24 protein-coding genes are annotated in these 25,539 nt (G+C 64.2%); 8 read left to right on the top strand and 16 right to left on the bottom strand.

The features are described from left to right. Window positions 1–89 precede the first annotated feature (89 nt). Together polA and U3648_RS14190 are read left to right on the top strand one after the other, a co-directional pair. On the top strand, window positions 90–2,909 hold the full coding sequence (gene polA, locus U3648_RS14195; RefSeq protein WP_420859888.1) for a DNA polymerase I: 2,820 nt from the start codon (window positions 90–92) through the stop codon (window positions 2,907–2,909). A 118-nt stretch (window positions 2,910–3,027) separates the two neighbouring features. Then, window positions 3,028–3,621: a pseudouridine synthase gene (locus U3648_RS14190; RefSeq protein WP_420859887.1), complete on the top strand. Its 594-nt coding sequence runs from the start codon at window positions 3,028–3,030 to the stop codon at window positions 3,619–3,621. A gap of 174 nt (window positions 3,622–3,795) precedes the next feature. Here the strand turns inward: U3648_RS14190 and U3648_RS14185 are convergent, their stop codons facing one another. From U3648_RS14185 to U3648_RS14170, 4 genes are all read right to left on the bottom strand, one after another. Continuing rightward, window positions 3,796–4,626 (bottom strand): alkaline phosphatase family protein, encoded by an 831-nt coding sequence (locus tag U3648_RS14185; RefSeq protein WP_420859886.1) that lies wholly within the window; start codon window positions 4,624–4,626, stop codon window positions 3,796–3,798. Between the two features lie 43 nt (window positions 4,627–4,669). After that, the gene (locus U3648_RS14180) at window positions 4,670–6,670 is read right to left on the bottom strand and encodes a CocE/NonD family hydrolase (RefSeq protein WP_420859885.1); all 2,001 of its coding nucleotides are present in this window, start codon (window positions 6,668–6,670) and stop codon (window positions 4,670–4,672) included. A 157-nt stretch (window positions 6,671–6,827) separates the two neighbouring features. Then, a complete protein-coding gene (locus U3648_RS14175; RefSeq protein ID WP_420859884.1) occupies window positions 6,828–7,688 on the bottom strand; it encodes a cobaltochelatase CobT-related protein in 861 nt (286 codons plus the stop codon). A 132-nt stretch (window positions 7,689–7,820) separates the two neighbouring features. Continuing rightward, on the bottom strand, window positions 7,821–8,294 hold the full coding sequence (locus tag U3648_RS14170) for an Hsp20 family protein (RefSeq protein ID WP_420859883.1): 474 nt from the start codon (window positions 8,292–8,294) through the stop codon (window positions 7,821–7,823). Window positions 8,295–8,816: 522 nt separating this feature from the next. Between U3648_RS14170 and U3648_RS14165 the strand changes: the two genes are divergently transcribed. Continuing rightward, entirely contained in the window at window positions 8,817–9,218 is a 402-nt protein-coding gene (locus U3648_RS14165) for a type II toxin-antitoxin system PemK/MazF family toxin (protein ID WP_420859882.1), read from the top strand. Between the two features lie 138 nt (window positions 9,219–9,356). On the opposite strand, the gene U3648_RS14160 is transcribed toward U3648_RS14165, so the two are convergent. From U3648_RS14160 to U3648_RS14125, 8 genes are all read right to left on the bottom strand, one after another. Then, a complete protein-coding gene (locus U3648_RS14160) occupies window positions 9,357–9,500 on the bottom strand; it encodes a hypothetical protein (RefSeq protein WP_420859881.1) in 144 nt (47 codons plus the stop codon). 228 nt (window positions 9,501–9,728) lie between these two features. Continuing rightward, entirely contained in the window at window positions 9,729–10,241 is a 513-nt protein-coding gene (locus U3648_RS14155) for a hypothetical protein (protein ID WP_420859880.1), read from the bottom strand. Between the two features lie 189 nt (window positions 10,242–10,430). Beyond that, the gene (locus tag U3648_RS14150; protein ID WP_420859879.1) at window positions 10,431–11,402 is read right to left on the bottom strand and encodes an IS1595 family transposase; all 972 of its coding nucleotides are present in this window, start codon (window positions 11,400–11,402) and stop codon (window positions 10,431–10,433) included. Between the two features lie 186 nt (window positions 11,403–11,588). Beyond that, the gene (locus U3648_RS14145; RefSeq protein WP_420859878.1) at window positions 11,589–12,389 is read right to left on the bottom strand and encodes a trypsin-like serine peptidase; all 801 of its coding nucleotides are present in this window, start codon (window positions 12,387–12,389) and stop codon (window positions 11,589–11,591) included. A 75-nt stretch (window positions 12,390–12,464) separates the two neighbouring features. Continuing rightward, window positions 12,465–13,787, bottom strand: a complete 1,323-nt coding sequence (gene glcF / locus U3648_RS14140) for a glycolate oxidase subunit GlcF (protein WP_420859877.1) — start codon at window positions 13,785–13,787, stop codon at window positions 12,465–12,467. An 11-nt stretch (window positions 13,788–13,798) separates the two neighbouring features. After that, window positions 13,799–14,959 (bottom strand): hypothetical protein, encoded by a 1,161-nt coding sequence (locus U3648_RS14135; protein WP_420859876.1) that lies wholly within the window; start codon window positions 14,957–14,959, stop codon window positions 13,799–13,801. Continuing rightward, a complete protein-coding gene (locus U3648_RS14130; protein WP_420859875.1) occupies window positions 14,956–16,074 on the bottom strand; it encodes an FAD-binding protein in 1,119 nt (372 codons plus the stop codon). The genes U3648_RS14135 and U3648_RS14130 overlap by 4 nt, the downstream gene beginning before the upstream one ends. Before the next feature lie 73 nt (window positions 16,075–16,147). Continuing rightward, a complete protein-coding gene (locus tag U3648_RS14125; RefSeq protein ID WP_420859874.1) occupies window positions 16,148–17,587 on the bottom strand; it encodes an FAD-linked oxidase C-terminal domain-containing protein in 1,440 nt (479 codons plus the stop codon). Between the two features lie 81 nt (window positions 17,588–17,668). Here U3648_RS14125 and U3648_RS14120 point away from each other — a divergent pair, with 81 nt between their 5' ends. The 4 genes from U3648_RS14120 to U3648_RS14105 all read left to right on the top strand — a co-directional run bounded on the left by U3648_RS14120 (window position 17,669) and on the right by U3648_RS14105 (window position 22,255). After that, a complete protein-coding gene (locus tag U3648_RS14120; RefSeq protein WP_420859873.1) occupies window positions 17,669–18,367 on the top strand; it encodes a DUF599 domain-containing protein in 699 nt (232 codons plus the stop codon). 87 nt (window positions 18,368–18,454) lie between these two features. Beyond that, entirely contained in the window at window positions 18,455–19,543 is a 1,089-nt protein-coding gene (locus U3648_RS14115) for an alpha/beta hydrolase (protein ID WP_420859872.1), read from the top strand. Between the two features lie 220 nt (window positions 19,544–19,763). After that, window positions 19,764–20,300 (top strand): RNA polymerase sigma factor, encoded by a 537-nt coding sequence (locus tag U3648_RS14110; protein WP_420859921.1) that lies wholly within the window; start codon window positions 19,764–19,766, stop codon window positions 20,298–20,300. Between the two features lie 38 nt (window positions 20,301–20,338). Next, the gene (locus U3648_RS14105) at window positions 20,339–22,255 is read left to right on the top strand and encodes a vWA domain-containing protein (protein ID WP_420859920.1); all 1,917 of its coding nucleotides are present in this window, start codon (window positions 20,339–20,341) and stop codon (window positions 22,253–22,255) included. Here U3648_RS14105 and U3648_RS14100 read toward each other — a convergent pair. From U3648_RS14100 to U3648_RS14085, 4 genes are all read right to left on the bottom strand, one after another. Beyond that, window positions 22,252–22,500: a DUF2798 domain-containing protein gene (locus tag U3648_RS14100; RefSeq protein WP_129679382.1), complete on the bottom strand. Its 249-nt coding sequence runs from the start codon at window positions 22,498–22,500 to the stop codon at window positions 22,252–22,254. The two genes, U3648_RS14105 and U3648_RS14100, sit on opposite strands and share 4 nt — an antisense overlap. 79 nt (window positions 22,501–22,579) lie before the next feature. Next, entirely contained in the window at window positions 22,580–23,263 is a 684-nt protein-coding gene (locus U3648_RS14095) for a helix-turn-helix transcriptional regulator (RefSeq protein ID WP_420859871.1), read from the bottom strand. A gap of 9 nt (window positions 23,264–23,272) precedes the next feature. Next, the gene (locus U3648_RS14090; protein WP_420859870.1) at window positions 23,273–23,644 is read right to left on the bottom strand and encodes a VOC family protein; all 372 of its coding nucleotides are present in this window, start codon (window positions 23,642–23,644) and stop codon (window positions 23,273–23,275) included. A 71-nt stretch (window positions 23,645–23,715) separates the two neighbouring features. Next, window positions 23,716–24,465 (bottom strand): hydroxypyruvate isomerase family protein, encoded by a 750-nt coding sequence (locus tag U3648_RS14085; protein ID WP_420859869.1) that lies wholly within the window; start codon window positions 24,463–24,465, stop codon window positions 23,716–23,718. A 147-nt stretch (window positions 24,466–24,612) separates the two neighbouring features. Here U3648_RS14085 and U3648_RS14080 point away from each other — a divergent pair, with 147 nt between their 5' ends. Next, window positions 24,613–25,539 carry a DMT family transporter gene (locus U3648_RS14080; RefSeq protein WP_420859868.1) on the top strand — a complete coding sequence of 309 codons (927 nt, stop codon included), beginning with the start codon at window positions 24,613–24,615 and terminating at the stop codon, window positions 25,537–25,539.

Genomic DNA, 25,539 nt, shown 5'->3' with positions numbered 1-25,539 from the left:
CAACACAGGCAAGCGACCGCCCCACTTTATCCCCGCCCCGCTTCGTGCCACATAGTCAGGATCAGAAACGCGCGGGGGGAGAGACAGGCATGGCATTCGGCAAGGGGCATCACCTTCACCTGATCGACGGGTCCGCCTTTATCTTTCGGGCCTACCACGCGCTGCCCCCCCTGACCCGCAAATCCGACGGGCTGCCGGTGGGCGCGGTATCGGGGTTCGTCAACATGCTGCAACGTTATGTGGACGGTAACACCGGGCCGGACGCGGCCACCCATGTCGCCGTGATCTTCGATTATTCGGGCAAATCGTTCCGCAACGACATGTATGACCAATACAAGGCCAACCGCCCGCCCGCGCCCGAAGACCTGATCCCGCAGTTCCCCCTGACCCGCGAAGCGACCCGCGCCTTCAACATCGCCTGCGAAGAGATCGAAGGCTACGAGGCCGACGACATCATCGCCACGCTGGCCTGTCAGGCCCGCGATGCCGGGGGCCGTGTCACCATCGTGTCGTCCGACAAGGACCTGATGCAGCTTGTCGGCGGCGGAGTCGAAATGCTTGACCCGATGAAGAACAAGCGGATCGACAGCGACGGTGTGGTCGAGAAATTCGGCGTCGGCCCCGACCGGGTGGTCGATGTGCAGGCGCTGGCCGGTGACAGCGTGGACAACGTCCCCGGCGCGCCCGGCATCGGGATCAAGACCGCCGCCCTTCTGATCAACGAATTCGGCGATCTGGAAAGCCTGCTGGACCGCGCCGAGGAAATCAAACAGCCGAAGCGCCGCCAGACCCTGATCGACAACCGCGCCCAGATCGAACTGTCCAAGAAACTGGTTTCGCTCGATTGCAACACGCCGCTGGATTTCACGCTCGACGATCTGGAGGTGCGCGACCCGGTGCCGGACATCCTGCTGGGGTTCCTGGCCGAAATGGAGTTTCGGACCGTCACCAAGCGGGTCGCGGACAAGCTGGGGGTGGAACCGCCCGTCATCACCGACAAGACCCCGGAAGGGGCCGACCCAGTGGAACCGGACGCCCCGGCACAGGTGCCCTTTGACGTGGACGCCTATGAATGCGTCAGCGACGCCGCCGCCTTGCAACGCTGGATCGACCGGATCCGCGCCCGTGGCTATGTGGCGGTCGATACCGAAACCACCGGGCTTGATGAAATGCGGGTGGACCTTGTGGGCATCTCGCTTTGCGTCGATCCGGGCCGGGCCTGCTATATCCCGCTGATCCATAAATCCAGTGCCGCCGACGACCTGTTCGGCTCCGACGACCTCGCCCCCGGCCAGATGGGCGTGACCGAGGCGCTGGATATGCTGCGCCCGGTGTTGGAGGACGCCTCGATCCTCAAGATCGGGCAGAACATGAAATACGACGCCAAGATTTTCGCCCGATATGGCGTCACCGTCGCCCCCATCGACGACACGATGCTGATGTCCTACGCGATGAATGCGGGCCTGCACGGGCACGGAATGGACCTTTTGTCCGAACAATACCTTGGCCATGCCCCGATCGAGATCAAATCGCTTCTGGGCACCGGCAAATCAGCGATCACCTTTGACCGGGTGCCGGTCGCGGATGCGGTGAAATATGCGGCCGAAGATGCCGACATCACCCTGCGCCTGTGGGAACATCTGAAACCGCAACTGCACCTGAAGCAAGTGACGACGGTCTACGAGACACTGGAACGCCCGCTGGTGCCGGTGCTGGCCCGGATGGAGATGGCGGGGATCAAGGTGGACCGCGATACCCTGTCGCGCATGTCGAACGCCTTTGCCCAGAAGATGGCCGGGTTGGAGGCGGACATTCACGCCCTTGCCGGCCGCCCGTTCAACGTGGGCTCCCCCAAGCAGCTGGGCGAGATCCTGTTCGACGAATTGAGCCTTGAAATGCCCGACGGAAAGAAGCCCGCGCGCGGCAAGACCGGGGCCTATTCCACCGGCGCTGACGTGCTGGAAGACCTTGCCACCATCCACGACCTGCCGCGCCGCATTCTGGACTGGCGGCAACTGGCCAAGCTGAAATCGACCTATACCGACGCGCTTCAGGACCATATCAACCCCGACACCGGGCGGGTCCATACCTCTTACTCCATCGCCGGGGCGAACACCGGGCGTCTGGCCTCGACCGATCCGAACCTGCAAAACATCCCGGTCCGGACCGAGGAAGGCCGCCGCATCCGCGAGGCCTTTGTCGCCGAGCCCGGCAAGGTTCTGGTCAGCCTCGACTACAGCCAGATCGAATTGCGCATCCTTGCCCATGTGGCGGGGATCGACGCGCTGAAACAGGCCTTTGCCGAGGGGCAGGACATTCACGCCGCGACCGCGTCTGAGATGTTCAACGTCCCGCTGGACGAGATGACCCCGGACATCCGTCGGCAGGCCAAGGCGATCAACTTTGGCGTCATCTACGGGATTTCGGGGTTCGGCCTTGCCCGCAACCTGCGCATCCCCCGCGACGAGGCGCAGGGCTTCATCGACCGCTATTTCGAACGCTTCCCGGGCATCCGCGCCTATATGGATGACACCGTGGCCTTCGCCAAGGAACACGGCTACGTCCAGACGCTGTTCGGCCGCAAGATCCACACGCCCGAGATCAACGCCAAGGGGCCCGGCGCGGGCTTTGCCAAGCGCGCGGCGATCAACGCGCCAATTCAGGGGACTGCGGCGGATGTGATCCGGCGCGCCATGGTGCGGATGGACGGGGCGATTGCCGGGCTGCCCGCGAAGATGCTGCTGCAGGTTCACGACGAACTGCTGTTCGAGGTCGAGGAAGACGCGACCGACGCGCTGATCACCCGCGCCCGCGAGGTGATGGAGGGGGCCGCCGAACCGGCGGTGAAACTGGCCGTGACCCTGAAGGCGGACGCCGGACAGGGGGCAAACTGGGCCGAGGCGCATTAGGGATGGATGACTGGTGTCTTGCCCGCCTGCCGCGCAGCGGCGGGCACGCGTCCGCCCGCCCCAAGGCGGGCGCGTTCCGCGCCCACCCGGTCGGACGCTCTGAGCCGGGCATCCCGGCATGAGCCGCCCGCGTCCCCGCCCCCGTGGCCCCAAGGGTCCGACCCGGTTGATCGCCTTCAACAAGCCGATGAACGTGCTGTCGCAGTTCACTGACGATGGCAACTGGCCCGGGCTTGGCCGTTGGCTGGACCTACCGGGGATGTATCCGGCGGGCCGTCTGGACCGCGACAGCGAGGGGCTTTTGCTGCTGACCAATGACGGCATCCTTCAGGCCCGGATCACCGACCCGAAGGACAAGATGCCCAAGACCTATTTCGTCATGGTCGAAGGGACGCCGGATGCGGCGGCCCTTGATGCCCTGCGCAACGGGGTCGAGCTGAAAGACGGGATGACCCGCCCCGCGAAGGTGGATCAGGTCGCGGAACCCGGCTGGCTCTGGGACCGCGACCCGCCGGTGCGGTTCCGCAAATCGGTGCCGGATGCGTGGCTGCGGATCACCATCACCGAGGGGCGCAACCGGCAGGTCCGGCGGATGTGCGCCCATGTGGGCCTGCCCGTGCTGCGGCTGGTGCGCTGGTCGGTCGGGGCCTACACCGTCGAAGGGCTGCGGCCCGGCACATGGGCCGAGGTGGAACCGCCCGCCCGGCAGTAGCCCGCGCATTGCCTGCCCGTGGGGTGGCGAACGGCCCGATTGGCCACGCACTTTATCGCGCCACATCCGAATGACGTCCGGCTTGGGCGGAACCTTTGCCAGATCGCCAGCCCGCCGGGACGGGCAGGCGATGCGCGGGCGGCCTGCGGCCTTGTTCCCGCGCCAACATGCGAACTAGGTCAGGAACGATCCCGCCGTCATTGTCGCGGGCACCTTGACCCCCAGCCGGGTCAGGATCGCGGGGGCCAGCTGCAATTCGTCGATCACCACGTCCGGCGCCGGCCCTTCGCCCGCCCCGAAATAGTAGAGCGCCACGTCCTGCTGGTCCTCGCCCCGCCCGCCGTGGTGGCCGCGGTCCGACTGGCCATGGTCGGCGGTCACGATCACCTCGTATCCCGCCTGTCGCCAGCGGTGGATGAAGGGCGCCAGGACCCCGTCCAGCTTGAAACAGGCCGTGTCCATTTCGGTGCAGTCATGGCCAAACCGGTGCCCCATGCTGTCCAGCGTGCAGGTGTGAAGAATGCCGTAGTCGATCCCCTTCACCTCGGCCAGACGGGTCAGCGTGCCGAACAGATCGTAATCCGCCGGGGTCATCTGGTTGTCATGCCCATAGCCATGCATGGTGTGGAACCGGCCGTGGGTGATCGGCCCCTCGGGTTCGTCGTATTCGATATCCCGCACCACGTCGAAGGGGGCGCGGTTGAAGAACTCGGACCAGTAGGAATGGGTGACAGCCCCGGTCTTCAAACCGGCCTTGGTGGCTTCGGAAAATACATCCGGCAGGTCCAGCCGCCGGATATCGGCATTGTCCCAGATATGATGCACCTGCGGCGGCACCCCGGTGTGGATCGAGGCATAGCAGGAGGCCGAGGTCGAGGGCAGAACCGACCGCATCTTCCAGACCCGCGCCTCGCCCGACTGAACCCAGCCTTCCAGATTGCCGAACAGGCGGCGCCAGTTGCGATAGGGGACACCGTCAAGGATGATCAAAAGCAGTTTGGGCATTGGTTATCCCTGTTTGACTGAACCAGCCCCGCAGCCCGGAGCGTTACAAATGCTTGCGCGGCACGGCATGGGTATAGTCGCGGTGGAACACGATCTCTTCGCCCTCCCAGGCGGTCAGCGTGGCGGTCATGTGCAGCACGGCCGCATCCGCCCACATCCGGGTTTCCGCAACCGTCCGCACCGACCAGTCGCCCCGCGACAGCCGCTGTTCCCAGCGGATATCGGACCGAGCCGACAGGGGATCATTTGGATGGATCGTCCAGCGTTCGGTCAGGTCGTGGCCAGTGATCAGCCCGTGATCGAGGTTTTCCACATCGCTGCTGAAATCCTCGACGATCAGGGTGCGGGTGCCGGTCAGCATATCCTCTTCGATGCGGCGGGTGGCATGGCCGTCCGAGACCGTCCGATGGGCCCAAGGCATCGCGGTTTCCGGCGGTTCGAAATGGCATTCATCCGCCCCGGCGCCGGGATGGACCGGCAGGGACAGGCTGCCCGCAGACAGGGTCAGGGTTGCGTCATGGGCAGTGGGCCAGATGAAGGGCCAATAGGTGGTCGACAGGGCGATCCGCAGCCGATGCCCGGCGGCCAGCCGATAGCCGCATTGGTCAAGCACAAGATCGACATCGACCTCCTCTCCCGGCGTCAGGTCGGTCGGGTCCGCGCGGCTGTCCCGGTGGGTCAGGTTCAGCATCCCGTGGCAGATGCGAACCGAAGACCCATCCGGCGCCACGTCGCACAACCGGGCGACAAGATTGGCGCGCGGCGCGTCCGACGACAGGCGCAGCCGCAGGCGCGGCGCCCCCAGAAGCGCCAGCGGCGCGTCCAAGGGGGCGGTGTCGAAACAGGTGGCCATCGCATCCTCGGGGGCCTGATCGGCGGGCATTTCCGCGTTCAGCCCCATCGGGAAGAATTCGCCCGAATACAGCCCATGATGCTGCGGCGTGTGAACCACGGTCGACAGTGGCCCCGCATCCCCGGCCAGGCCCGCGCCGGTCAGGTAAAGCACCCGGTCGTCGGTGCGCGGCGTAGGCCAGTCGGCCTCGGCCACCCATGTGCCCTTGCGCGCTGGCGTTGACGGGTCCGGCGGTTCGCTGTCCAGCATATAGGCGCGATAGGCCGGGTCGTCCTCTGCGCCGTTCTCGATGCCTTTCAGCCAGCGGTCCCAGAACCGCAGCGCCTCTTGCAGGAATCCGATCCGGGGGCCGGGGGTGGCGGTGTGCGGGTATTGGTGGACCCACGGCCCGACAATCCCCTTGGCCTGTCCGGGCAGGTTGGTCACCAGATGGCTAACCGTGTTCATGTAGTTGTCGGCCCAGCCGCCGAAGGACAGGACCTTGGCGGTGATCCGGCTGTAATCCTCGCAGACCGACCCGTGCTGCCAATAGGCGTCGCGGGATTGATGCGCGGCCCAGACCGGGGCCAGAAACGGGTTCGCCTCCAGCCGGTCCAGCCATGTCTGCCGCCACCCCTGCCGCAGCGCCGGATCTGGCGGGCGCGAGGAATAGGACAGCATCACCGCACCCCAGCCGATGTTTTCACCCAGCAGGCAGCCGCCCTTGAAATGCACGTCGTCGGCATAGCGGTCCACGGTCGAACAAACCGAGATGACGGCCTTCAGCGCGGGCGGCTGAAGAAAGGCGGTTTGCAGGCAGTTGAACCCGCCCCAGCTTTTGCCCATCATCCCCACCGCGCCGGTGCACCAAACCTGCGCGGCCAGCCATGCGATCACGTCGCAGGCATCCTGCAACTCGGTCTCGGTGTATTCGTCATGCATCAGCCCGTCGCTGTCGCCGTTGCCGCGCATGTCCACCCGGACGGTGGCATAGCCGTGCCCGGCCCACCACGGATGCATCATCTCGTCGCGTGGCAGGGTGCCGTCGCGCTTGCGGTAGGGGATATATTCAAGGATCGCGGGAACCGGGTTTTGGCCCGCGTCCTCTGGCATCCAGACCCGCGCCGACAGGGTGGTGCCGTCGGGCATGGGAATGGCCATGTCAGGGGTTTCGACAACACGGTGCGGAAAGTCGGTGCGAATTGCGGTCATGGTGGTCCCCATTACTCGTGGTCTTGCGGGACCCAGCCTAGGGGTGGCCGAAGCGGGAAGAAATCCCTGTTTGCGACAGAGATGCGCATTTTCCCAGATTGAAAGCGTTGCGCACAGGCCGTCTAGCGAAACGTGCCCATGATATCCCGAGCGGCGGTCAATCGAACAAAGACCTCAAGAAATCCGCAAGCCCCTCCGAAAGCTGGTCCAGACGAGCGACCTCGATAGACTGCGGATAGAGATGCGATACCGAGTAGTCTATGCCGATAGCAGCAACTTGGAAACCTTCGGTTTCCGTAAGGTCTGCAACGACCGTCTTAAGGTGCCGCCAGAGGTAGTCACCCCCGTTTTCATGCAGCGTAGAATCGTCAACAGGGGCTCCGTCAGAGATAATCAGGACGATATTGCGGCCCCGCCGCAACGGCTTTAGCCGCTCCGCCGCCCAAAGGATTGCCTCTCCGTCGATGTTCTCTTTCAACAGATCATGACGCAGCAAATTTCGGACAGCCCATGGGACTCCAGGAAATGTGGATGACGCATCCCGATACACGATGTGCAACAAGTCATTCAACCGGCCCGGGTTACGGCGGCGTCCCAACGCCTGCCATTGTTGTCGCGCAAAGCCCCCTTTCCAGGCCCGTGTTGTAAATCCGAGTACTTCGAATTTGACCCCCAACCGGCTCAGGAAATCGCCAATAACTTCGGCAAGAAGGCAGGCAATTATGGCCCGTTGGCCGTGCAACGACCCTGAATGATCGACAAGGATAGACACCGCCACCGTGTCCGCTACATCTGGCAAACGTCTGCGGAGTTCATCAACAACTGGGATCGCGGCCAAAGAGGCCTTTGTGCGCTCTACCGCTGTCGCTGCTTCATAAACAGCGACCTGGTCCAGCCAAACCGCCTTGGCATCCGGTTCAAGATTCCGGGTGAGTTCGCTTCCGGGAACCACGACGTCAAACTTTGTTGTATAGGCCTTGTATTCAGCAGATTTTCCACTCCGAAACCAAGACCACATCAAACCACGCCTCCGAGCATTCGTTCAAAGACAATATTCGGGCGAACACTTGGCATCAATACGCTTGAAAAGAAACGGGGGCCCGAAGGCCCCCGTCGTCCGGTCATCTGGGAGGGACCGGTGAAGTGGAGGTCAGTTGACGGCTTTCGCCTCGACCACGTCCTTTTCGATCGCCGGGGTCCGGGCAATCTCGATGCGGCGGGGTTTCAGCGCCTCGGGCACCTCGCGCACAAGGTCCACATGCAACATGCCATTGTCATGGCTGGCGCCGGTCACGCGCACATGGTCGGCAAGGTGGAAGCGGCGTTCGAAGGCGCGGGTGGCAATGCCACGATGCAGGAAGATGCGGCCCTCGTCGGCCTCATCCTCCGCCTTGCGGGCGGAAATCAGCAGGGCGTTTTCCCGCACCTCGACCGACAGGTCCGCGTCCGAAAACCCGGCGACGGCGACAGAGATACGCCAGCTGTCATCCGCAGTCTTCTCGATGTTGTAGGGCGGGTAGCTTTGGGTGCCGGCGTCATTGGTCAGAACGCGGTCCATCAGGTCGGCGATCTGGTCGAAACCAACGGTGGCACGGTAAAGCGGGGCTAGATCAAAGGTACGCATGGGTCATCCTCCATTGAGCGATAACAAGGGTTTGGTGCCTTCCCACAGGGACAGGCGGTGAAAGCGCAAGGCCCGGATGTGGCGCCCTGCCCCCTTGATCTGGGAAGCAGTCCGAGGTGTTTCAAGACCCCCATCGTCACGGTGGCAAAACCGCCCGCTAACCCTTTGCCGCTAAACCTGTCCCCGGTTGACCCGCGCCTCTGACAAGGGGTGCGCCAAGGATATCCGAACTGGTTGCCGGCCCCGCAAGGGGCGGGACAAGAGCGCGGAAACGGACCTGGGGGCGGATACCCCCACGGCAATCCTTTTTCCCATTCTCGCGGAAAACGGCCGCTGGCCCTGCACCCCGGCGCCCCTTTGGGCGAGACCGGGGCAAGGGCGCAGGGTGGGTCAAGACCCACCTTACCCGGGGGCGCTTCGCCCCCCACCAGATAATTCATGGCCCCCAGAGGATATTTTTGGGCGATTGTATATTTGACAAACCACCTTTTCATGAGTTGATTGCGATGATACCTGTATCGCATGACAGTTGTAAGCCACCCCGCTCCCGGAACTATCGTACGAGTTGATTTGAGCCAAGGTTTTCGGCCACCAGAAATGGTAAAGCGAAGACCAGTGGTAGTGCTTTCTCCGCCTATCAAGGGCAGGCAGCAGTTATGCACGGTGGTGCCGCTAAGCACTACAGCGCCAAACCAGATACTTCCGCACCACATGGAGATCACTCTAGACCCACCTCTGCCGCACCCATACAGCAGTCCTACAATGTGGCTGAAAGGTGATATAGTCCTGACCGTGGCGTTTCATCGCTTGCGACTAATGTTTGACGGTAAGCAAGATGGACAGCGTTCCTACGATGTTAGAGTCCTAGAATCCGCCGTTTTTGAGCAAGTAAAAGCCTGCGTTAGGGCTGGTGTCGGTTTGTGAATTGATTGTTAGGTCCTGCTGGCATATATGTTGATCGTCGCCGGTAGCACCGGCATTTAAGTCCACTCATGTGGCCTCTGTGGATCGGTGATTGCAAACTACCCGCAGCGACAATGGCCCCGCCTAGGCGGGGCCTTGCTACTTCTGGGGCATCTTCTCTTCCGGCTTCGGCTTCACCAGTTTCTTGAGCCGTTCCTCAAAACGCGCTTCGTCGTCGTCCGTCTCTAGCTGTCGGGCGGCTTCTTTGAAGCGGTCTAGTTGGGATTTCTTATCTTCCTGCATGGTGAAACCTCATGTGATTTGACGTGGAGTCTACCACCACCTATATACACAACAAGAGCCGCAACGAGTTTGGACCCCGCGCGGCTCTTGCCTTGGCCCCTTGTGGAAGGGGGCCTGTTACGGTGGAGCGGAAGGGAATCGAACCCTCTGGACGCGGATGGGAAGCCCTGCCAGAGCACCAGCCCCCGCCCCACATTGTTGCCCCGGCCCTAGTGGCCGGGCACACCCCTAGAAGGGGATTTCTGTATCTTCAGCATCGCCGATGCGGTTCGCATATTCACGTATTGTCTCGCCTGAAAGCGGGGAAACTTGCTCTTGTGTCGTGTAGACGCCTTTGCGGCCCTCAACGCTCCATACCATTTCCATGCGATATAACTTATTTTGGACAAAGCGCCGCTTCTGAATGACTTTGAACTTGCGATATAGTCCGACCAGAACTTGGTCGAGTGACGCTTCGCCCCCGTAGGCGTTAATGACCGTCACGATCTGATCTTCAAGCTCGTCCGTTTTGGCGACCGACAATTCGTTACGAAGCTCTTGGGGCAAGTCGAGGATGTTTCCCAGATCAGGTGGCAACGCAGATGTGAGCGCCTCTAGGGCCATCAACCTTTCTGCCACAGCATCAAGGGCCCCAGCATGATCTAAAACACGCTGGGCAACATCTGGGCGCTGCGCATTTCGATCCGCAACATCGCGCAAATACAGCGCAACTGCCTTGACGGAATCCACGGATTCTGACATCTTTACCTCACATAGCTTGAACCATAATAGGCCGCCACAGCCTAGGTTCCGAATCGCCCGACACCAGAAATGGTGTCGGGCTTATTCGTTCATACGACATGAAGATAAGTCCTTCAAGCCAATTTGCTGCTAAAACTTCACTTTTCGTGCTTGGGGTTTTCTATAACCTTGCCATGCAAGCGTTTTGCTTCAAGTTTTGCTTGCGTTAGGCCCTGCATATGTAAGCCGCTTTCCGGACGCATTGCGGAGTGCAATTGCGCCGCGCTCAAGATCGTCAATTCCGTTCGCAACGCGATTGTTGTAACGGAAGTCGAACTCCGCAGCGTAGCGATGCAGGTGCTGCTTGCCGCAGTGCTGATAGACACCCTTCATGCCGCGCTTGAAGATGCTGTAGAAGCCCTCAACCGTGTTGGTGTGAACCTGCGGCTTGTCGCGCTTCACATACTCGCCAGCACCGTGACGGGTGAAATCGTGCTCCGCAAAGGTCTTGCCAAGGCGCTTATACCAAGCGGCCTCGTCAGTGTAGACGGTTGCCTCTCGGTCAATGTTCTCTTGCAGGATAGGAACCAGCGTGTTCGCCTTGAGATCGTCAACCACAATGCTCTTGGCGCGTTTGGTGTCACGATCAACGAGCGTCAGAACCTTCATCTTGTGAGCGCCACCACGGGCGGACTTGGTCTTAATCACGCCCGGCTCCTTGCCGATGAAGGTTTCATCGACTTCAACCGTGCCGCCAGCGCCGCCCATCTGGGCAAGATCACCGGAGCGCATACACTCGCGGATGCGATGGGCGAGGAACCACGCGGTCTTGTAGGTCACTTCCAGAACGCGGTGTAGTTGGTGGGCGCTGACGCCCTTCTTGCTGGACACCATCAGGTGAATAGCTTGCAGCCACTTGAACATTTCAATGTGGCTTTCTTCGAAGATGGTGCCCTTGCGGACAGTAAACTGCTTGCGGCACTCGCGGCACTTCCACAGGCCGTGACGCTCTTTGCCTTCCGGGTTCTTCTTGCTGGGCTTGGTGCGAACGCCCTCAAGCCGATAGGCGCGATCCACAACTCCGCAGTGCGGGCAAACCGGACCTTGGGGCCAGATGATACTTTCGACGTGCGCAAAGGCTGCGGCTTCGTCGTGCATATAGGGTTTGCTGAGAACGGACATGGTGAACTCCTATCGTCTTGATAGAAATATAGGTATTCACCGTGGGTTTGTCAAATATACAATCGCCTATTTTTGACCCAAAGAAGTATGGACTCTCATTTTGCCCCAAATACTCCGGGGTGAATGGCCCAAAGGGCCAGAGGGGCAGCGCCCCTTATCGTAAGGTGGGTTTTAACCCACCATCCCTCAGGGGCTGACGAAACGGGCGCCGGTGTCGTTGCGCTGTCCGGGCACAAGGACCCGCTGCCCGACCCCGCCGGGGCTTTCCTGCATGATCAGCAAAAGCTCTTGCAGGGGCGCATCCAGTTGCACCCCAAGCGCCACTTTCCGGTCGTCCAGCATCGCCATGGCCGACACCACCGACACCACCTGCGCGACCCCGTCCCGGATCCGGAACACGGGCGAGCCGGAGGCGCCCGGGTCCACGTCGCAGCTGAAGACCATCACCCCCTGCTGCTGGCCCAGCACCGTGCAGATGTTTTGCAGGGACGGCGCCTCGGACCGGTTTTCGGCATAGGACACGACCCCAACGGTTTCCCCGCCGCGCGGCTGCGGGGCCACCGGGAAGGGGATGATCCGCGACACGCGGACCGGCTGCGCCAGTTCCAGAAGCGCCAGATCCTGGGCGATCAGCCGCGGGTCGCTGCCGCGCCGGTCGTCGTGGATATAGTCCGGATGCGGCAGCACCCGACGCACCTCGCGGTAGGCCTCGGCCCGGCCGCGCCGGAACCCGGCCAGAAAATGGAACCGCTCTGCCGCGATCACCCGGCCCGCCGGATCATAGACGCAATGCGCCGCCGTCAGCACGATGTTTTCGCGGATCAGCGCGCCGGTGCAGAACCCTTTGCCGTCGATGTCGATCCGGCCCACGGCCTCCCAGCCGCGGCCATCCTGCCCGGTGTCCAGCGATTGCAGCGCGCCGTCCTGCGCGACCGCGCCCAGCGCCGCCCCGATCCACAGGGCCAAACCAAGGAAAATTACCCGCATCCTGCACCTCTCGCCGCCCATCTAGCGCGGGCCTGCGGCAAGATTAGGGCATGACGCTGGCACAGCCAAGCCGGTTCAGCGCAGGATCGGCGCCTCCGGCGCGCGTTTGCCCGGCGCGGTCAGTGCGGGCGGCTGCGGCCCACCGGTGGCCCAGTCCAAAAGCTCGACCGTATGCACGATCGGCACCTCGGTCCCCGACCCGATCTGCATCATGCAGCCGATATTCCCGGCCGAGATGATATCGGGGGTCAGCGCCTCGAGCGTCCTGACCTTGCGGGCCTTCAACTGCCCCGAAATCTCGGGCTGCATCAGGTTGTAGGTGCCCGCAGATCCGCAGCACAGATGCGGGTCCGCCGGTTCCAACACCGTGAAGCCCGCCTTGCGCAACAGCGCCTTGGGTGCGTCCTTTATCTTTTGCCCGTGCTGCAACGAACAGGCGGCGTGATAGGCGACCTTCAGCCCCTTGTCCGCCCCCTCGGGGATGTCGATCTTTTGCAGGATCTCGGACACGTCCATGGCGATGGCCGACACCCGCGCGGCATCACCCGCAAGCGGGTCATTGCGGAACATATGGCCATAGTCCTTGACCGTGGTGCCGCAACCGCTGGTGTTGATCACGATGGCGTCCAGCCCGGCACCGTCCATCTCGGCCGCCCATGCGCGGATGTTTCTGGCCGCCGTGGCGTGGCTTTCGCCCTCCTTGCCCATGTGGTGCGTCAACGCCCCGCAGCAGCCCGCGCCCTTGGCCACCACCACCTCGCAGCCCAGCCTTGTCAGCAGGCGGATGGTGGCGTCATTGATATCGGTGTTCAGCGCCTTCTGGGCACAGCCCGTCATCAGCGCGACCCGCATCCGGCGCGGACCTTTGGGCGCGAAACTTTGCGGGTCGTCGTTGCGGCTGACCGGGGGGATCTGTTTCGGCGCCATGGAAATCATCGCCCGAAGCCGGGGATCGGGCAGGAACCGGGCAAAGGGCCGCCCGATCTTGGCGCCAAGAAGGGCCAGCCGGAACCGCCCCGGATAGGGCAGGATACGGGCCAAAAGCCAGCGCAGCGCCCGGTCGCCCAGGGGCCGCTTGTAGCGCTGTTCGATATAGGCGCGGGCATGGTCCACCAGATGCATGTAGTGCACCCCCGACGGGCAGGTGGTCATGCAGGCAAGACAGGACAGGCAGCGGTCGATATGCTTGACGGTCTTCGCGTCGGGAACCCGTTCGTTTTCCAGCATGTCCTTGATCAGGTAGATCCGGCCACGCGGGCTGTCCAATTCGTCGCCCAGCACCTGATAGGTCGGACAGGTCGCCGTGCAGAACCCGCAATGGACACAGGCCCGCAAAATCTGGTTGGCCCGCGCCGTGCCGGGGTCTTTCAACTGGTCTTCGGTGAATGTGGTTTGCATCGCGCGGCCCCCTAGTGCGTATTTGTCGAGCCAGCGCTCGAAAACCCGACCCTCCGTTCTCGCAAACCTAGATCCAGAAACCGCAGATCAGAACGCGGTAAAAGCCCCATCTTTTCAACGGATTGCTCAATCAACGCCAGACCCAGCTCGATATCTGTCAATGCCAGGTCAAGATAAGAGAAGAATTCACCCTGGCCCGTACAGGCCACACCGCCGACCCCTGCAGTTTCCAACACATGCTGCAGCTGTTCCTCCAACTCACGGCGCTGTACTAGGAACAAAGAAGGATCTTGGTCGTCGCGCGCGATCCGGAGCAGGCAGAACCATTCACAGAACCTAGAATGTGTCGCCGATGCAAATGGTCCATCGGATAGGATCGCTTCGACCAGCCGTGCATCGCATGCCGTCATCGTCAGCAGGTCGCTTCGCGGATGGCTGGGGGGCATCCCATTTGCCCTCCAAAGGTGATGTTCGTTGCCGTCCGTTCTTCCCGCTGAATATGGTTTCGAAGGCGCTTGCTCTTGCGACAATCTCACCGCGCCACGGAATCTGTCCCGAAACTCATCGGGCGACAGCGAAGGTGCGGCTTTGAAACGCGCCAGCAGACCCTTCTTTCTTGGCCTCACATGGACCGGACCCAGCCAATGCCGCTCGGCCCATTCCCCCATGAGGTCGCTGACCAATGCCGTAGCGTGCGATTTCAGCACATCATCTGGCCCATCACCGGATACCTCGATGCCAATCCGCCCGTCCTTCCTTGGGCTGAAAACAGCCTCAGAGATCAAGGGCATGGACCCGAAACGGGCTTCGAAATTTCTCGCAAAGTGTTCCAATGACACTTGCTCGGGCCGGGCATCCATGAAGGTCCAGCCAGACATGTCCGGAGCCCGGCGGACAACCGCCCTCGCCAGTACAAGCATCGCGTCATTAAACTCCGCCGTAATCGACAGACGGTGCCCATCTGGGGCCGCACCAAATTCCCACATCAGATCAGAATGCACCTCGCCAAGCGCTGACATGGTATTGCTCACCACTTCCAAATCTTGGCCCGACTGCCCCCGAAACACAGCATCGAGCGTCGCCGCATTGGTTTCAAACTGTTCCCAGAATCTGTAAATTGCCGATGCCTCGGAGCGGGATATTCGATCAGCCAGATAGTCGTAAGGTGTCATAGCATCAGTCTCGGATTTAGGACTTCTTTGGGGTCGAACCTCTTGCGCAGCCCTTCGGACAGGGCGGCAACCGGCGCGGGCTCTGGTTGGAAGGGGGCGATGGCGGCGCGGGTCTCCGCGCTGGCGCGGATCAGGGTCGCGTGCCCCCCGAAGGCGCCCAGACGCGCCCGCAGGTCCGTGCCCTCGGCCAGCCGCAGCCAGACCAGCCCGCCGCCCCAATCGTACAGCACCTGTTCCGCCCCGGCCCGGGCGACGATCCCCGGCGCATCCGAGGCTTTGACCGACAGCCGCCAGACATCGCCGGGCTGACCGGCCATGGTCTGCACGTCGCGGATCTCGCGCCAGCGGGCACGGACGCCTTCGACATCGTCACTGACCGTGGCCGCACCAAAGGGCGCCAGCAGCTCCGACAGCCGCCCGGCCCGATAGGCCACCGACGTGGCAAAACCTTCGACCCGGATCAGGGTTTCGCCCGCCGTCGGGTCATGGGCCACGCCCGAAACGTCAAAGGGCGATCCCAGCGCCGCCGCCATCGCCCGCACCGCCGTGGCATCGTCAAGACCCGTCAGGGACAGGGTCGCGGCGGCACCCGGGCGCGGCAGCACCTTCAGGCTGACCTCGGTCATCACGCCAAGGGTGCCCCAACTGCCGGTCATCAGTTTCACAAGGTCATAGCCGGTGACGTTCTTCATCACCCGACCGCCGTTCTTCAGGATGCGGCCCGCCCCATCCACAAAGCGGACGCCCAGCATATAGTCTCGCGCCGCCCCCGCCTGCACCCGGCGCGGCCCGCTGATATTGCCCGCGATCACCCCGCCGATGGTCGGCGTGCCAGAGGTGCCCAGCAGCGGACGGTGGTCCATCGGCTCGAACGGCAGGCGCTGGTTCTCGGCCCAAAGCGCAGCTTCGATCTGGTCCAGCGGCGTGCCCGCGCGGACCACCATGGTCAGGGCGCCGGGTTCATAAAGGGTGATCCCTGACAGGCCCGCCACCGACAGGGGCGTTCCCTGAACCGGGCGGCCGATGGGCCGGGTGCCGCCGCCCAGAATACGGAACGGGCCCTCGGCCCCGGCGATGATCCCGGCAAGCTCTTCCTCGGTCGTGGGGCTGGGCACTGGTCTTGTCCTTCTTTGGGTCTCAAATATCCCGGGGGGAGGCCGCGGCACGCGGACGGGGGGCAGCGCCCCCCTACTCTGCCGCCACCCGGCGCGACGCGCTGTCGTCCAGCGGGAACACCTTGGCCGGGTTCAACAGCCAGCCCGGGTCAAACACATCCTTCACGGCCATCTGCACCTCCAGATCCTCGGGCGCGTATTGCACGCGCATCAGGTCGCGCTTTTCGATACCGACCCCGTGTTCGCCGGTCAGGCAGCCGCCCACCTCGACGCAGAGTTTCAGGATATCGGCGCCGAAGGCCTCGCATTTCTCCAGATCGCCGGGCGTGTTGGCATTATACAGGATCAGCGGATGCATATTGCCGTCGCCCGCGTGGAACACATTGCCGACGCCAAGCCCATATTCCTTGGACATCTCGCCGATCCGGCGCAGCACATAGGGCAGTTCGCTGACCGGGATCGTGCCATCAAGGCACATGTAATCGTTGATCTGCCCCATCGCGCCAAAGGCGGATTTCCGGCCCAGCCAGATGCGGGCAGCCTCGTCGGCGCTGGTCGCCTCGCGCAGTTCAACCGGGTTGTGCGCCTGTGCGATCCCCTTGATCAACTCAAGCTGTTCGGCGATCTCCGCGTCGGATCCTTCCACCTCGATGATCAAAAGCGCCTCGCACATCGGATAGCCGGCCTTGGCGAAATCCTCGGTCGCCTCGATGCAGGGGCGGTCCATGAATTCGATCGCCACCGGCAGGACACCCGCCCGGATGATGTCGGACACGCATTGGCCCGCCACCTCGTTGCTGTCAAAGCCGACGAGGACCGGCCGCGCCCCTTCGGGTTTCGGCAGGATGCGCAGGGTCGCCTCGGTCACCACGCCCAACTGCCCCTCGGACCCGCAGATCAGCCCCAGAAGGTCCAGCCCCCCGGCATCCATATGCGCGCCGCCAAGGTCCACCACCGTGCCGTCCATCATCACCATCCGCACGCCCAGAAGGTTGTTGGTGGTGACCCCGTATTTCAGACAATGCGCGCCGCCCGAATTCATCGCGATATTGCCCGCGATGGCGCAGGCAAGCTGCGACGACGGATCGGGGGCGTAAAAGAACCCATCCGCCTCGACCGCGCCGGTCACGGACAGGTTGGTCCGGCCGGTCTGCACCCGGATGAACCGGTTGTCATAGTCGGTTTCCAGAACTGCGTTCAGCCGCGCCACCCCGAGGATCACGCTGTCAGCCGTGGGCAGCGCCCCCCCGGCCAGCGATGTCCCGGACCCGCGCGGCACCACCGGCACGCCGGCCTCGTTGCAGATTTTCAGGACGGCGGCGACCTCTTCGGTCGTGGCGGGCAGGACCGCGCAGAGGGGCGGGCAGCGATAGGCTGACAGGGCGTCGCATTCGTAGGCCCGCGTCTCGGACGGGTCGTCGATCACCGCGCCCTCGGGCAGGACCGCCCGCAGGCGGGCCACGATCCGCGCCTTGTCTGACAGGACACGCGCATTCGGAACTGGCATTTCCATGGCAAACCCTCCGCTTTGGTAAAAATATATTACCAATTTCAGGATATGGCAAGTCGAACTGGTTCATCTTATGGTCGCCACATGTCGCTGATCGATCACCTGACCCTGCTGACCCCGCTGGATGGCTTTGCCGCCCTGTTCCTGCTGCTGTGCTGGGTCGGCATCGGCTGGCGGATCGAACACCCATCGGCGGCAAAGCCTTCGGTCACGCTGCTGATGGCGCGGTATCAGACGGATTGGATGGTGGCGGCGATCACCCGTGAAAACCGGATTGTCGATGCCACGCTTTTGTCCACCCTGCGGCTGGGCACATCGTTCTTTGCCTCGACCTGTCTTTTGGCCATCGGCGGCCTTCTGGCCCTTGTGGGCAACACCCAGCCGCTGGAAACCGTCGCCGAGGAGCTGACCGCCACCGACGCCCCGGCCTTTGTCTGGCAGGTGAAACTGCTGCTTGTGGTCCTGCTTCTGGCGCAGGCCTTCCTGAAATTCGTCTGGTCGCACCGGGTCTATGGCTATGGCACCGTCATGCTGGGCGCGATCCCGAACGACCCCGACACCCCGCTGACCAAGACCCGCGCGGAACAGGCGGGCGCGCTGAACATCCGCGCGGCGCTGAACTTCACCCGCGGGCTGCGGGCGATGTATTTCGCGCTTGGGTCGCTGGCCTGGCTTCTGGGGGCAGTGCCGTTGATCGTGGCCAGTGCGGGGGTCTGCTGGGTCCTGTGGTCGCGCGAATTCGCCTCGACCCCGCGCGGGATTCTGACCCGCCTGGACGGCTGACCCGCCCGGCCCCTGCCCCCTGCGATTTCCCGCTGCCCGCCTTTGTTTCCCCTTCCGGCGCATCTGCCGCCCCTGTATGAAGCGCTCATGACCAATACCGTGCCCCATCTGACTCGTCGTGCCGTCCTTCTGGGCGGGGTAAGCCTTGTCGCGGCCTGCGCCCCGCGCGGCCAGATCACCGTCCTGCCTGCCCTAGATACGGCGGACAAGGTGGATGTGCTTGTCGCCACCAACCGCGCCCCGGTCGAGACCCGCGCCCTGTTTTCCGGCAACCGGTCGACCGTGACCCATTACGCCGAGATCACTGTCTCGGTCCCGCCCCGGCACCGCACCGGCGAGGTCGAAATTCACCGCCGCCGCGCCGACGCGCGCAAGCATTTCGGCATCACCGGGGCCGAACGGCTGTCCGACGCCCGCGCCTTTGGCGCGCGTGTCGCCCGCCGCGCCCTTGACCTGCCCGCCGGTCAGCGCGAGGCCGTGGTCTACGTCCATGGCTTCAACACCAATTTCCCCGAAGCCCTCTATCGTCTTGGCCAGATGGTTCATGACTTCGGCGTCGAAGGGGTGCCGGTGCTGTTCAGCTGGCCTTCTGGCGGCGAGGCGGGCGACTACCTTTATGACCGGGACTCGGTGCTTTTTGCCCGCGACAGCCTTGAGGAACTTCTGACCCAGCTGGACCAGAGCCAGGTGAACCGCATCACCCTGATCGGTCATTCCATGGGATCGCAGCTGATCATGGAGACCCTGCGCCAGCGCGCGATCCGGCGGCAGGGCCTGTGGTCCAAGCTGACCGGGGTGATCCTTGTCGCCCCCGATATCGACGTGGACCTGTTCACCCGTCAGGCGCTGGAGATCGGCACCCTGCCGCAGCCCTTCATCGTCATGACCTCGGACAAGGACCGCGCCTTGCAGCTGTCGGAATGGGTCAGTTCCAGCCGCGCCCGTCTGGGCACCGTCACCAGCAGCGCCGCCGTGGCCGCCCTGCCGGTCACCGTGATCGACACCTCAAGCGAGGCGGACCGCTTTGGCGGCAACCATTCGACCGGCCTGTCGTCGCCCGCGATGATCGCCCTGATCCGGGGTCTGCGCGAGAATGAGATCACCGAAAGCCCCCTGCCCGGGGGCGGGGGCGGCGTCGCCCTGCCCGCGATCCTGTCCGGCAACAACCCGAACTAGCGGTCGCAGGGTCGCGCCCGTCCTGAAGGGGCTTGAGAGCCAGCTTTCGCCGGGGCGCTTGCGGCCCGGCATGCGCCCGCCCGCCCCATGGCGGGCGCATTCGCGCCCACCCGTGCGGCCGCATGCCTTCTGTCATGTCTTCGCCCCCTCACCCTGCAAAATATTTTCCACCGCCCCCAAGGATTGACCTTTGCCGCGCGTCATACCCATCGTGATGCGTATGACAACCAGCGACGAAGCCCTGGCCACGGCGGCCGCGAACGGGGACGGACGTGCCTTTGCCCTCCTGCTCGACCGGCAGTATGACCGGCTGTTCGCCCTGTGCTTTCGCCTGACCGGCAACCGGGCCGAAGCCGAGGACCTAACCCAGGACATCTGCGCTGCCCTGCCCGCCAAGCTGGCCAGCTACAAGGGACAGTCGCGGGTGACCACTTGGCTGTACCGTGTCGCGGTGAACGCCGCCCACGACCGCCGCCGCAGACAGGCCAGCGCCGCCCGCGCCGCCGATGGCTGGGGCGATTGGGAATTGAACCGGCAGGCGGCGAATGCCGAGGCTGCGGACCGGCTGGACTGGCTGACCCGCGCCATGTCGCGCCTGACCGACGATCTTCGCGATACGCTGGCGCTGGTCTTCGACGACCTGACCCACGCCGAGGCGGCAGAGGTGCTGGGCGTGTCCGAGGGCACGATCAGCTGGCGCATATCCGAAGCCAAGAAACGCCTGCGCGCCCTGCGCGAAACGGAGGAGGCGCAATGACCACCGACCGTGACGAATTTGACGATCTGCGCGCCGCGATGACGGCGGCCACCCCCCGCCCGGATGCCGGGAAACGGGCGGAAAACCTGCGTCTGGCGCAGGAAAATTTCGACGTTCTCCAAGGATCGCGGAATGCGGCGCGTCCCAATCCTGCAACCGCCCCCAAGGGGCTATGGCAAGGAGTTGGAGAGATGTTGAAGGCGTTTACCACCAAGGGCGGGCTGACCATCACCACCGCGATCGTCGCCTGCGGCGTGCTGGTCCTGACCCCGCAGGGACGGTCGGTCTGGCAGGACCCGGAGTTCACCGTGACCGAGGGTGATCCGGTGCTGCCGGGACAGGCCGGACGGCAAGAGACCACCGTGGCGGACGCCGCCGAGGAGGCGGCAAGCACCGGCACCGCGCCAACCCTCATGTCAGAACCTCTGCCCGCGCCGGTTGTCGCGGCCCCCGAGGCCCGCATGGCACAACCGCTGGCCGAGTCGCCGTCGCTGTTTAGTGAGACAGCCACGCTTGGCTACAACTCTGCGGATGAGATCGAATTCGCGATACAAGAGACAACTGAAGCCTACCCCTCCGCCGACCCGAACCCGCTGAAGGTCGTCGTGGAAGAGCCCGTGTCCACTTTTTCCATCGACGTGGACACCGCCGCCTATTCCGTCATCCGCAATTCGCTGAACCGGGGCACCCTGCCCCCGGCGGAGGCTGTCCGGGTCGAGGAGATGGTGAATTATTTCCCCTATGACTACCCCGCGCCGGACGCGGATGCCGCCCCCTTCCGCCCCACGATCAGCCTGATGCAGACCCCGTGGAACCCCGATACGCAGCTGCTGCACATCGCGATTCAGGGGGAAATGCCCACGGTTGACGACCGCCCGCCGCTGAACCTTGTGTTCCTGATCGACACATCGGGCAGCATGAACGACGCGGCGAAGCTGCCGCTGCTGAAACAGTCGTTCCGGCTGATGCTGGGCAACCTGCGCCCTGAAGATCAGGTGGCGATCGTCGAATATGCCGGGTCGGCGGGGCTGGTTCTGGCCCCGACCCCGGCGGGCGAGCGTACGGCGATCCTTGCGGCGCTGGACGGGTTGGGCGCGGGCGGGTCCACCAATGGGCAGGGCGGGCTGGAACAGGCCTATGCCGTGGCTGCCACGATGGCCGAGGAGGGCGAGGTCAGCCGGGTGATCCTTGCCACCGACGGGGATTTCAACGTCGGCCTGTCGGACCCCTCGGCGCTTGAGGATTTCATCGCCGACAAGCGGGACACGGGCACCTACCTGTCGGTCCTTGGCTTTGGCCGGGGCAATCTGGACGATGCGACCATGCAGGCGCTGGCCCAGAACGGCAATGGAACGGCGGCCTATATCGACACGCTGAACGAGGCGCAGAAGGTGCTGGTGGACCAGTTGACCGGCGCGCTGTTCCCCATCGCGGGCGATGTGAAGGTGCAGGTGGAGTTCAACCCCGCCACCGTCGCCGAATACCGGCTGATCGGCTATGAAACCCGCGCCCTGAACCGCGAGGATTTCAACAACGACCGGGTCGATGCGGGCGAATTGGGGGCGGGTCATTCGGTGACCGCGATTTACGAGATCACCCCGGTGGGCAGCCCGGCCCGGATGACCGACCCGCTGCGCTATCAACCGGCGGCGGATGCCGGGGACAGCCCCGAAATCGGGTTTCTGAAACTGCGCTGGAAAGAGCCGGGTGAAGATGTCAGCCAGCTGATGGAAACCCCGATCCTGCCCGACATGGGCAGCGCCGGGACCGAGGCGCAGTTCGCCGCCGCCATCGCGGGCTTTGGCCAATTGCTGCGCGGCGACACTGCCCTGGGCGACTGGGGCTGGGCCGAGGCCATTGCGCTGGCCAATGCCAACCGGGGCGCGGACCCCTATGGCTACCGCACCGAGGCGGTGCAGTTGATGCGGCTGGCCGAAAGCCTGTCGGCGCGTTAGGCGGGCTGGCCGTGCTGGGCGGGCTTGGCGACAAGCCTGCCCACCAGTTTCCGGGTCAGCGGCGCCACGACAAGGATCGTCGGGAAGGCCACGGCCCAAGTCACCATCCACGCCCCCATCCATTGCGCCGCGAACCCGTCGATCAGGCCTTTGGCCATCAGGGTCGAGATGCCGGAGACGATAAAGGTCATCAGGCCGGACAGGATCAGGCCGGACAGAACGGGGGCAAAACGGGGATGAATCATCGGGCGCTCCAAATTACATTTGTATTTTGACATATATTTTGCGGCGCGGCCTGACAAGCCCCGATGACGCCCCCCGCGCCTACCTCCGATAGGCTTCCTCGGCGAAGAAATCACGCAGGCGCTTGCCCTTCTCCTCGCGGAAGGGGGTGCCAAGCTCCATGCCTTCGATCCGGTCCAGCCGGAACATGCGGAAATCGTCGCGCAATTCGCACCAGGCGACGACGGTCCAGACCTTGCCCCAGAACCACAGGCCCAGCGGGCGCACCACGCGGTCGGACTTGCGGCCCGCCTCGTCGCCGTAGTGCAGGACCAGCCGGGTGCGGCTGTTGGCGGCGGCTTCGATGTCGTCGATCCGCGCGCGGACCGCGTCGGACATTTCCGGGGCGCCAAAGGCGTGGATCTGCACCGTGTCGGCGCGCTTGCGGGCCTCGTCGGGCAGGACGGCGGCAATCTTGACCAGCGCCTCTTCGGCACTTGCGGCCATGTCGGCCCCGCCCCACGCCCGGATCAGCCGCGCCCCCGCGACCAGCGCCACAATCTCCGAGGCGGTGAACATCAGGGGCGGCAGGTCATAGCCGTCGCGCATAACGTAGCCGACCCCGGCCTCGCCCTCGATGGGCACGCCAGAGCCGATCAGGTCGGCCACGTCCCGGTAGATGGTCCGGGGCGTGACCTCGAGCCGTTCGGCCAGTTGCCCCGCCGTGACGAGCCGCCCACCCCGAAGGTATTGCACGATCTGGAACAGACGGTCGGCGCGGCGCATGGGGGCCTCCTAGGCGGCTTTGGGTTCGAACAGGCCGATGGAATTGCCGTCCGGGTCGATGGCATAGGCAAAGCGGCCCGGAGGAATTTCGATGGCGGGGGAAATCACGGTGCCGCCCGCCTTGGCGCAGGCGGCGATCCCGTCTTCCAGCGATCCGGGCAGGGCAAGGTGGATGGTCGGCCCGTTGCCGCCCTTGGCCGGGGTCCCGGGATAGATATGGCCGCCGGTGCCCTCCATCGTGTTGCCAAACAGGGCCATGGGGTTCGGGCCGGTTGAGTCGATCTGCATGTCATAGCCGAAGACCGCGTTGTAAAAACCCACGGCCCGGTCCATGTCGGTGACGGGCACTTCGGTCCAGACGGTGATTGCTTGGGTGGTCATCTGTTATCTCCTGATAGGGTTGCGATGCCCCCTTCTGACACAGGGCTGCTGACAGCATCCTGTCAGCATGATCACCCGATCCAATCCAATCCTTCATCCGTCCGCCCGGCGGGGTTGTATTCGCCGCTGACCCAGCCGTCATAGCCTTCGGCATCCAGCCGCGCGAAGAACGCGGGATAGTCGATGTCCCCGCCCGCGGGTTCATGCCGTCCCGGAAAGCCCCCCACCTGCACATGGGCGACCCGGTGGCGGCATTTGTCCCATGTGCCCATCACGTCCCCGGTGATCCGCTGGGCGTGGTAGGCATCGAATTGCAGGTGCAGATTGGGGGCCGCAACCGCCTCGAGCACCTCAAGCGCGAGGTCGAAATCGTTCAGGAAATAGCCGGGCATGTCCACGGGGTTGATCGGCTCGATCGTCAGGGACTGTGTCGGGGCCTCTGCCGCCGCCCAGCGCAGGTTGTCGATGAAGGTGGCCCGCGCCGCCGCGCCCTCGGCCACCCCCGCCATCAGGTGCAGGTGATGCGCGCCCAGCGCCTGCCCATAGCGCAGCGTGCGCCTGAAATCATGGCGGAACCGCTCCTCGGCCCCCGGAACGGCGGCAAAGCCCCGTGCCCCGCCGGTATAGTTCGGCGGCGGGCAGTTGATCAGGGCAAGGGTCAGCCCGTTCCGGTTCAGCATATCGCGGACCAATGGCGCGGGTTCGTCATAGGGAAACAGCACCTCGACCGTGTCGAACCCGGCGGACCGGGCCGCACCGAACCGTTCAAGGAACGGGTATTCGGTGAACAGCATCGTGAGGTTGGCGCAAAATCTTGGCATTTCAGGCCTTTTTGGCTGCGGCACGGGGCCGGAAAACGACATTTGGTCGGGAACGGGCAAGACCGGCCAATCGGCCCCCGCCACCGTTCCCCATGGCTGGAACATTACCGACCGGTCCCCAACAGACAACCAAAGAACGGCCCCGCCATGGTTCAGACCCCAGATCCGCTCGGCCCGCCCATCGTGCCGCGTCCGCCCCGGCAATTGCTGGAAGGCAACACGCTTGCCGTCCTGTCGATGGTCGCCTGGGCAGCCGGGTTCCCGGCGGCGGACTACCTGCTGCAAACCTGGGACCCGCTGATGCTGATCACCGCACGGCTGGCGCTGGCGGTAGGGATCCTGATCCCGATCTGGGTGATGCTGGACGGGCCGCTGGCGCTGATCCGGGCCCGTTGGGGCCGGGGCACGGTAGTGGGCGGGATCGCCTTTGGCCTTGGGGCCTACCTGCTGCTTCTGGCGCAGGACTACACCGACCCGGTCACGGTGGCAGTGATCGCCGCCGCCTGCCCCATCGCGGCCACGGTGATCGAGATGATCTTCGAAGACCGCCGGCTGACTATGGGGTTCATCATCGGGCTGCTGGCCTCGGTCGTGGGCGGGGCAATTGCGGCTGGCGGTGGCCCTGTGCTGGACCTCGGGCTGGGGGCCGGGATGGCCGTGGCCGCCTGTTTCCTGTTCAGCTGGGGCAGCTGGGCGACGGTGCGGGATTTCCCCGACCTGTCGCCGGTGGGCCGCACCACGATCACCCTTGCGGGCGGCCTGATGTTCATGGGCTGCATCGCGGTTGGCGCTCGGCTGACCGGCGCGGTCGCCACCCCGCCGGGGCTGTTGGTGCCGGGCACGCTCATGCCGCTGCTGATCTACGCCTTCGGCAGCATGGCCCTGTCGCAGTTCCTCTGGCTGGCCTCGGTCGGGCGGCTCGGCGTCGCGGTGGCGTCGTTTCACATCAACGTCGCCCCGTGCTACGTGATGCTGATCCTTGTCGCGCTCGGGCAAGACTGGAGCTGGGCACAGGCCGTTGGCGCGGCCATCGTCGCCTCGGGCGTGGTGATCGCGCAGCGCGGCCCGCGCTAG

Source organism: Marivivens marinus, from assembly GCF_035969385.1.
GTDB lineage: Bacteria > Pseudomonadota > Alphaproteobacteria > Rhodobacterales > Rhodobacteraceae > SELP01.
The sequence above is the reverse complement of the archived record's forward strand: the minus strand, read 5'-3'. Positions and strand labels throughout refer to the sequence as shown.

Excerpts from the sequence above, each read along its gene's own strand:
- U3648_RS14165 (WP_420859882.1), top strand. The coding sequence starts at position 8,817 with ATGACAGTTGTAAGCCACCCCGCTCCCGGAACTATCGTACGAGTTGAT.
- U3648_RS14105 (WP_420859920.1), top strand. The coding sequence starts at position 20,339 with ATGACGGCGGCCACCCCCCGCCCGGATGCCGGGAAACGGGCGGAAAAC.
- U3648_RS14100 (WP_129679382.1), bottom strand. The coding sequence starts at position 22,500 with ATGATTCATCCCCGTTTTGCCCCCGTTCTGTCCGGCCTGATCCTGTCC.
- U3648_RS14110 (WP_420859921.1), top strand. The coding sequence starts at position 19,764 with ATGACAACCAGCGACGAAGCCCTGGCCACGGCGGCCGCGAACGGGGAC.
- U3648_RS14120 (WP_420859873.1), top strand. The coding sequence starts at position 17,669 with ATGTCGCTGATCGATCACCTGACCCTGCTGACCCCGCTGGATGGCTTT.
- U3648_RS14185 (WP_420859886.1), bottom strand. The coding sequence starts at position 4,626 with ATGCCCAAACTGCTTTTGATCATCCTTGACGGTGTCCCCTATCGCAAC.
- U3648_RS14155 (WP_420859880.1), bottom strand. The coding sequence starts at position 10,241 with ATGTCAGAATCCGTGGATTCCGTCAAGGCAGTTGCGCTGTATTTGCGC.
- U3648_RS14150 (WP_420859879.1), bottom strand. The coding sequence starts at position 11,402 with ATGTCCGTTCTCAGCAAACCCTATATGCACGACGAAGCCGCAGCCTTT.
- U3648_RS14170 (WP_420859883.1), bottom strand. The coding sequence starts at position 8,294 with ATGCGTACCTTTGATCTAGCCCCGCTTTACCGTGCCACCGTTGGTTTC.
- U3648_RS14180 (WP_420859885.1), bottom strand. The coding sequence starts at position 6,670 with ATGACCGCAATTCGCACCGACTTTCCGCACCGTGTTGTCGAAACCCCT.
- U3648_RS14125 (WP_420859874.1), bottom strand. The coding sequence starts at position 17,587 with ATGGAAATGCCAGTTCCGAATGCGCGTGTCCTGTCAGACAAGGCGCGG.
- U3648_RS14085 (WP_420859869.1), bottom strand. The coding sequence starts at position 24,465 with ATGCCAAGATTTTGCGCCAACCTCACGATGCTGTTCACCGAATACCCG.
- U3648_RS14160 (WP_420859881.1), bottom strand. The coding sequence starts at position 9,500 with ATGCAGGAAGATAAGAAATCCCAACTAGACCGCTTCAAAGAAGCCGCC.
- U3648_RS14175 (WP_420859884.1), bottom strand. The coding sequence starts at position 7,688 with ATGTGGTCTTGGTTTCGGAGTGGAAAATCTGCTGAATACAAGGCCTAT.
- U3648_RS14080 (WP_420859868.1), top strand. The coding sequence starts at position 24,613 with ATGGTTCAGACCCCAGATCCGCTCGGCCCGCCCATCGTGCCGCGTCCG.
- polA (WP_420859888.1), top strand. The coding sequence starts at position 90 with ATGGCATTCGGCAAGGGGCATCACCTTCACCTGATCGACGGGTCCGCC.
- U3648_RS14115 (WP_420859872.1), top strand. The coding sequence starts at position 18,455 with ATGACCAATACCGTGCCCCATCTGACTCGTCGTGCCGTCCTTCTGGGC.
- U3648_RS14095 (WP_420859871.1), bottom strand. The coding sequence starts at position 23,263 with ATGCGCCGCGCCGACCGTCTGTTCCAGATCGTGCAATACCTTCGGGGT.
- U3648_RS14135 (WP_420859876.1), bottom strand. The coding sequence starts at position 14,959 with ATGACACCTTACGACTATCTGGCTGATCGAATATCCCGCTCCGAGGCA.
- glcF (WP_420859877.1), bottom strand. The coding sequence starts at position 13,787 with ATGCAAACCACATTCACCGAAGACCAGTTGAAAGACCCCGGCACGGCG.
- U3648_RS14090 (WP_420859870.1), bottom strand. The coding sequence starts at position 23,644 with ATGACCACCCAAGCAATCACCGTCTGGACCGAAGTGCCCGTCACCGAC.
- U3648_RS14190 (WP_420859887.1), top strand. The coding sequence starts at position 3,028 with ATGAGCCGCCCGCGTCCCCGCCCCCGTGGCCCCAAGGGTCCGACCCGG.
- U3648_RS14145 (WP_420859878.1), bottom strand. The coding sequence starts at position 12,389 with ATGCGGGTAATTTTCCTTGGTTTGGCCCTGTGGATCGGGGCGGCGCTG.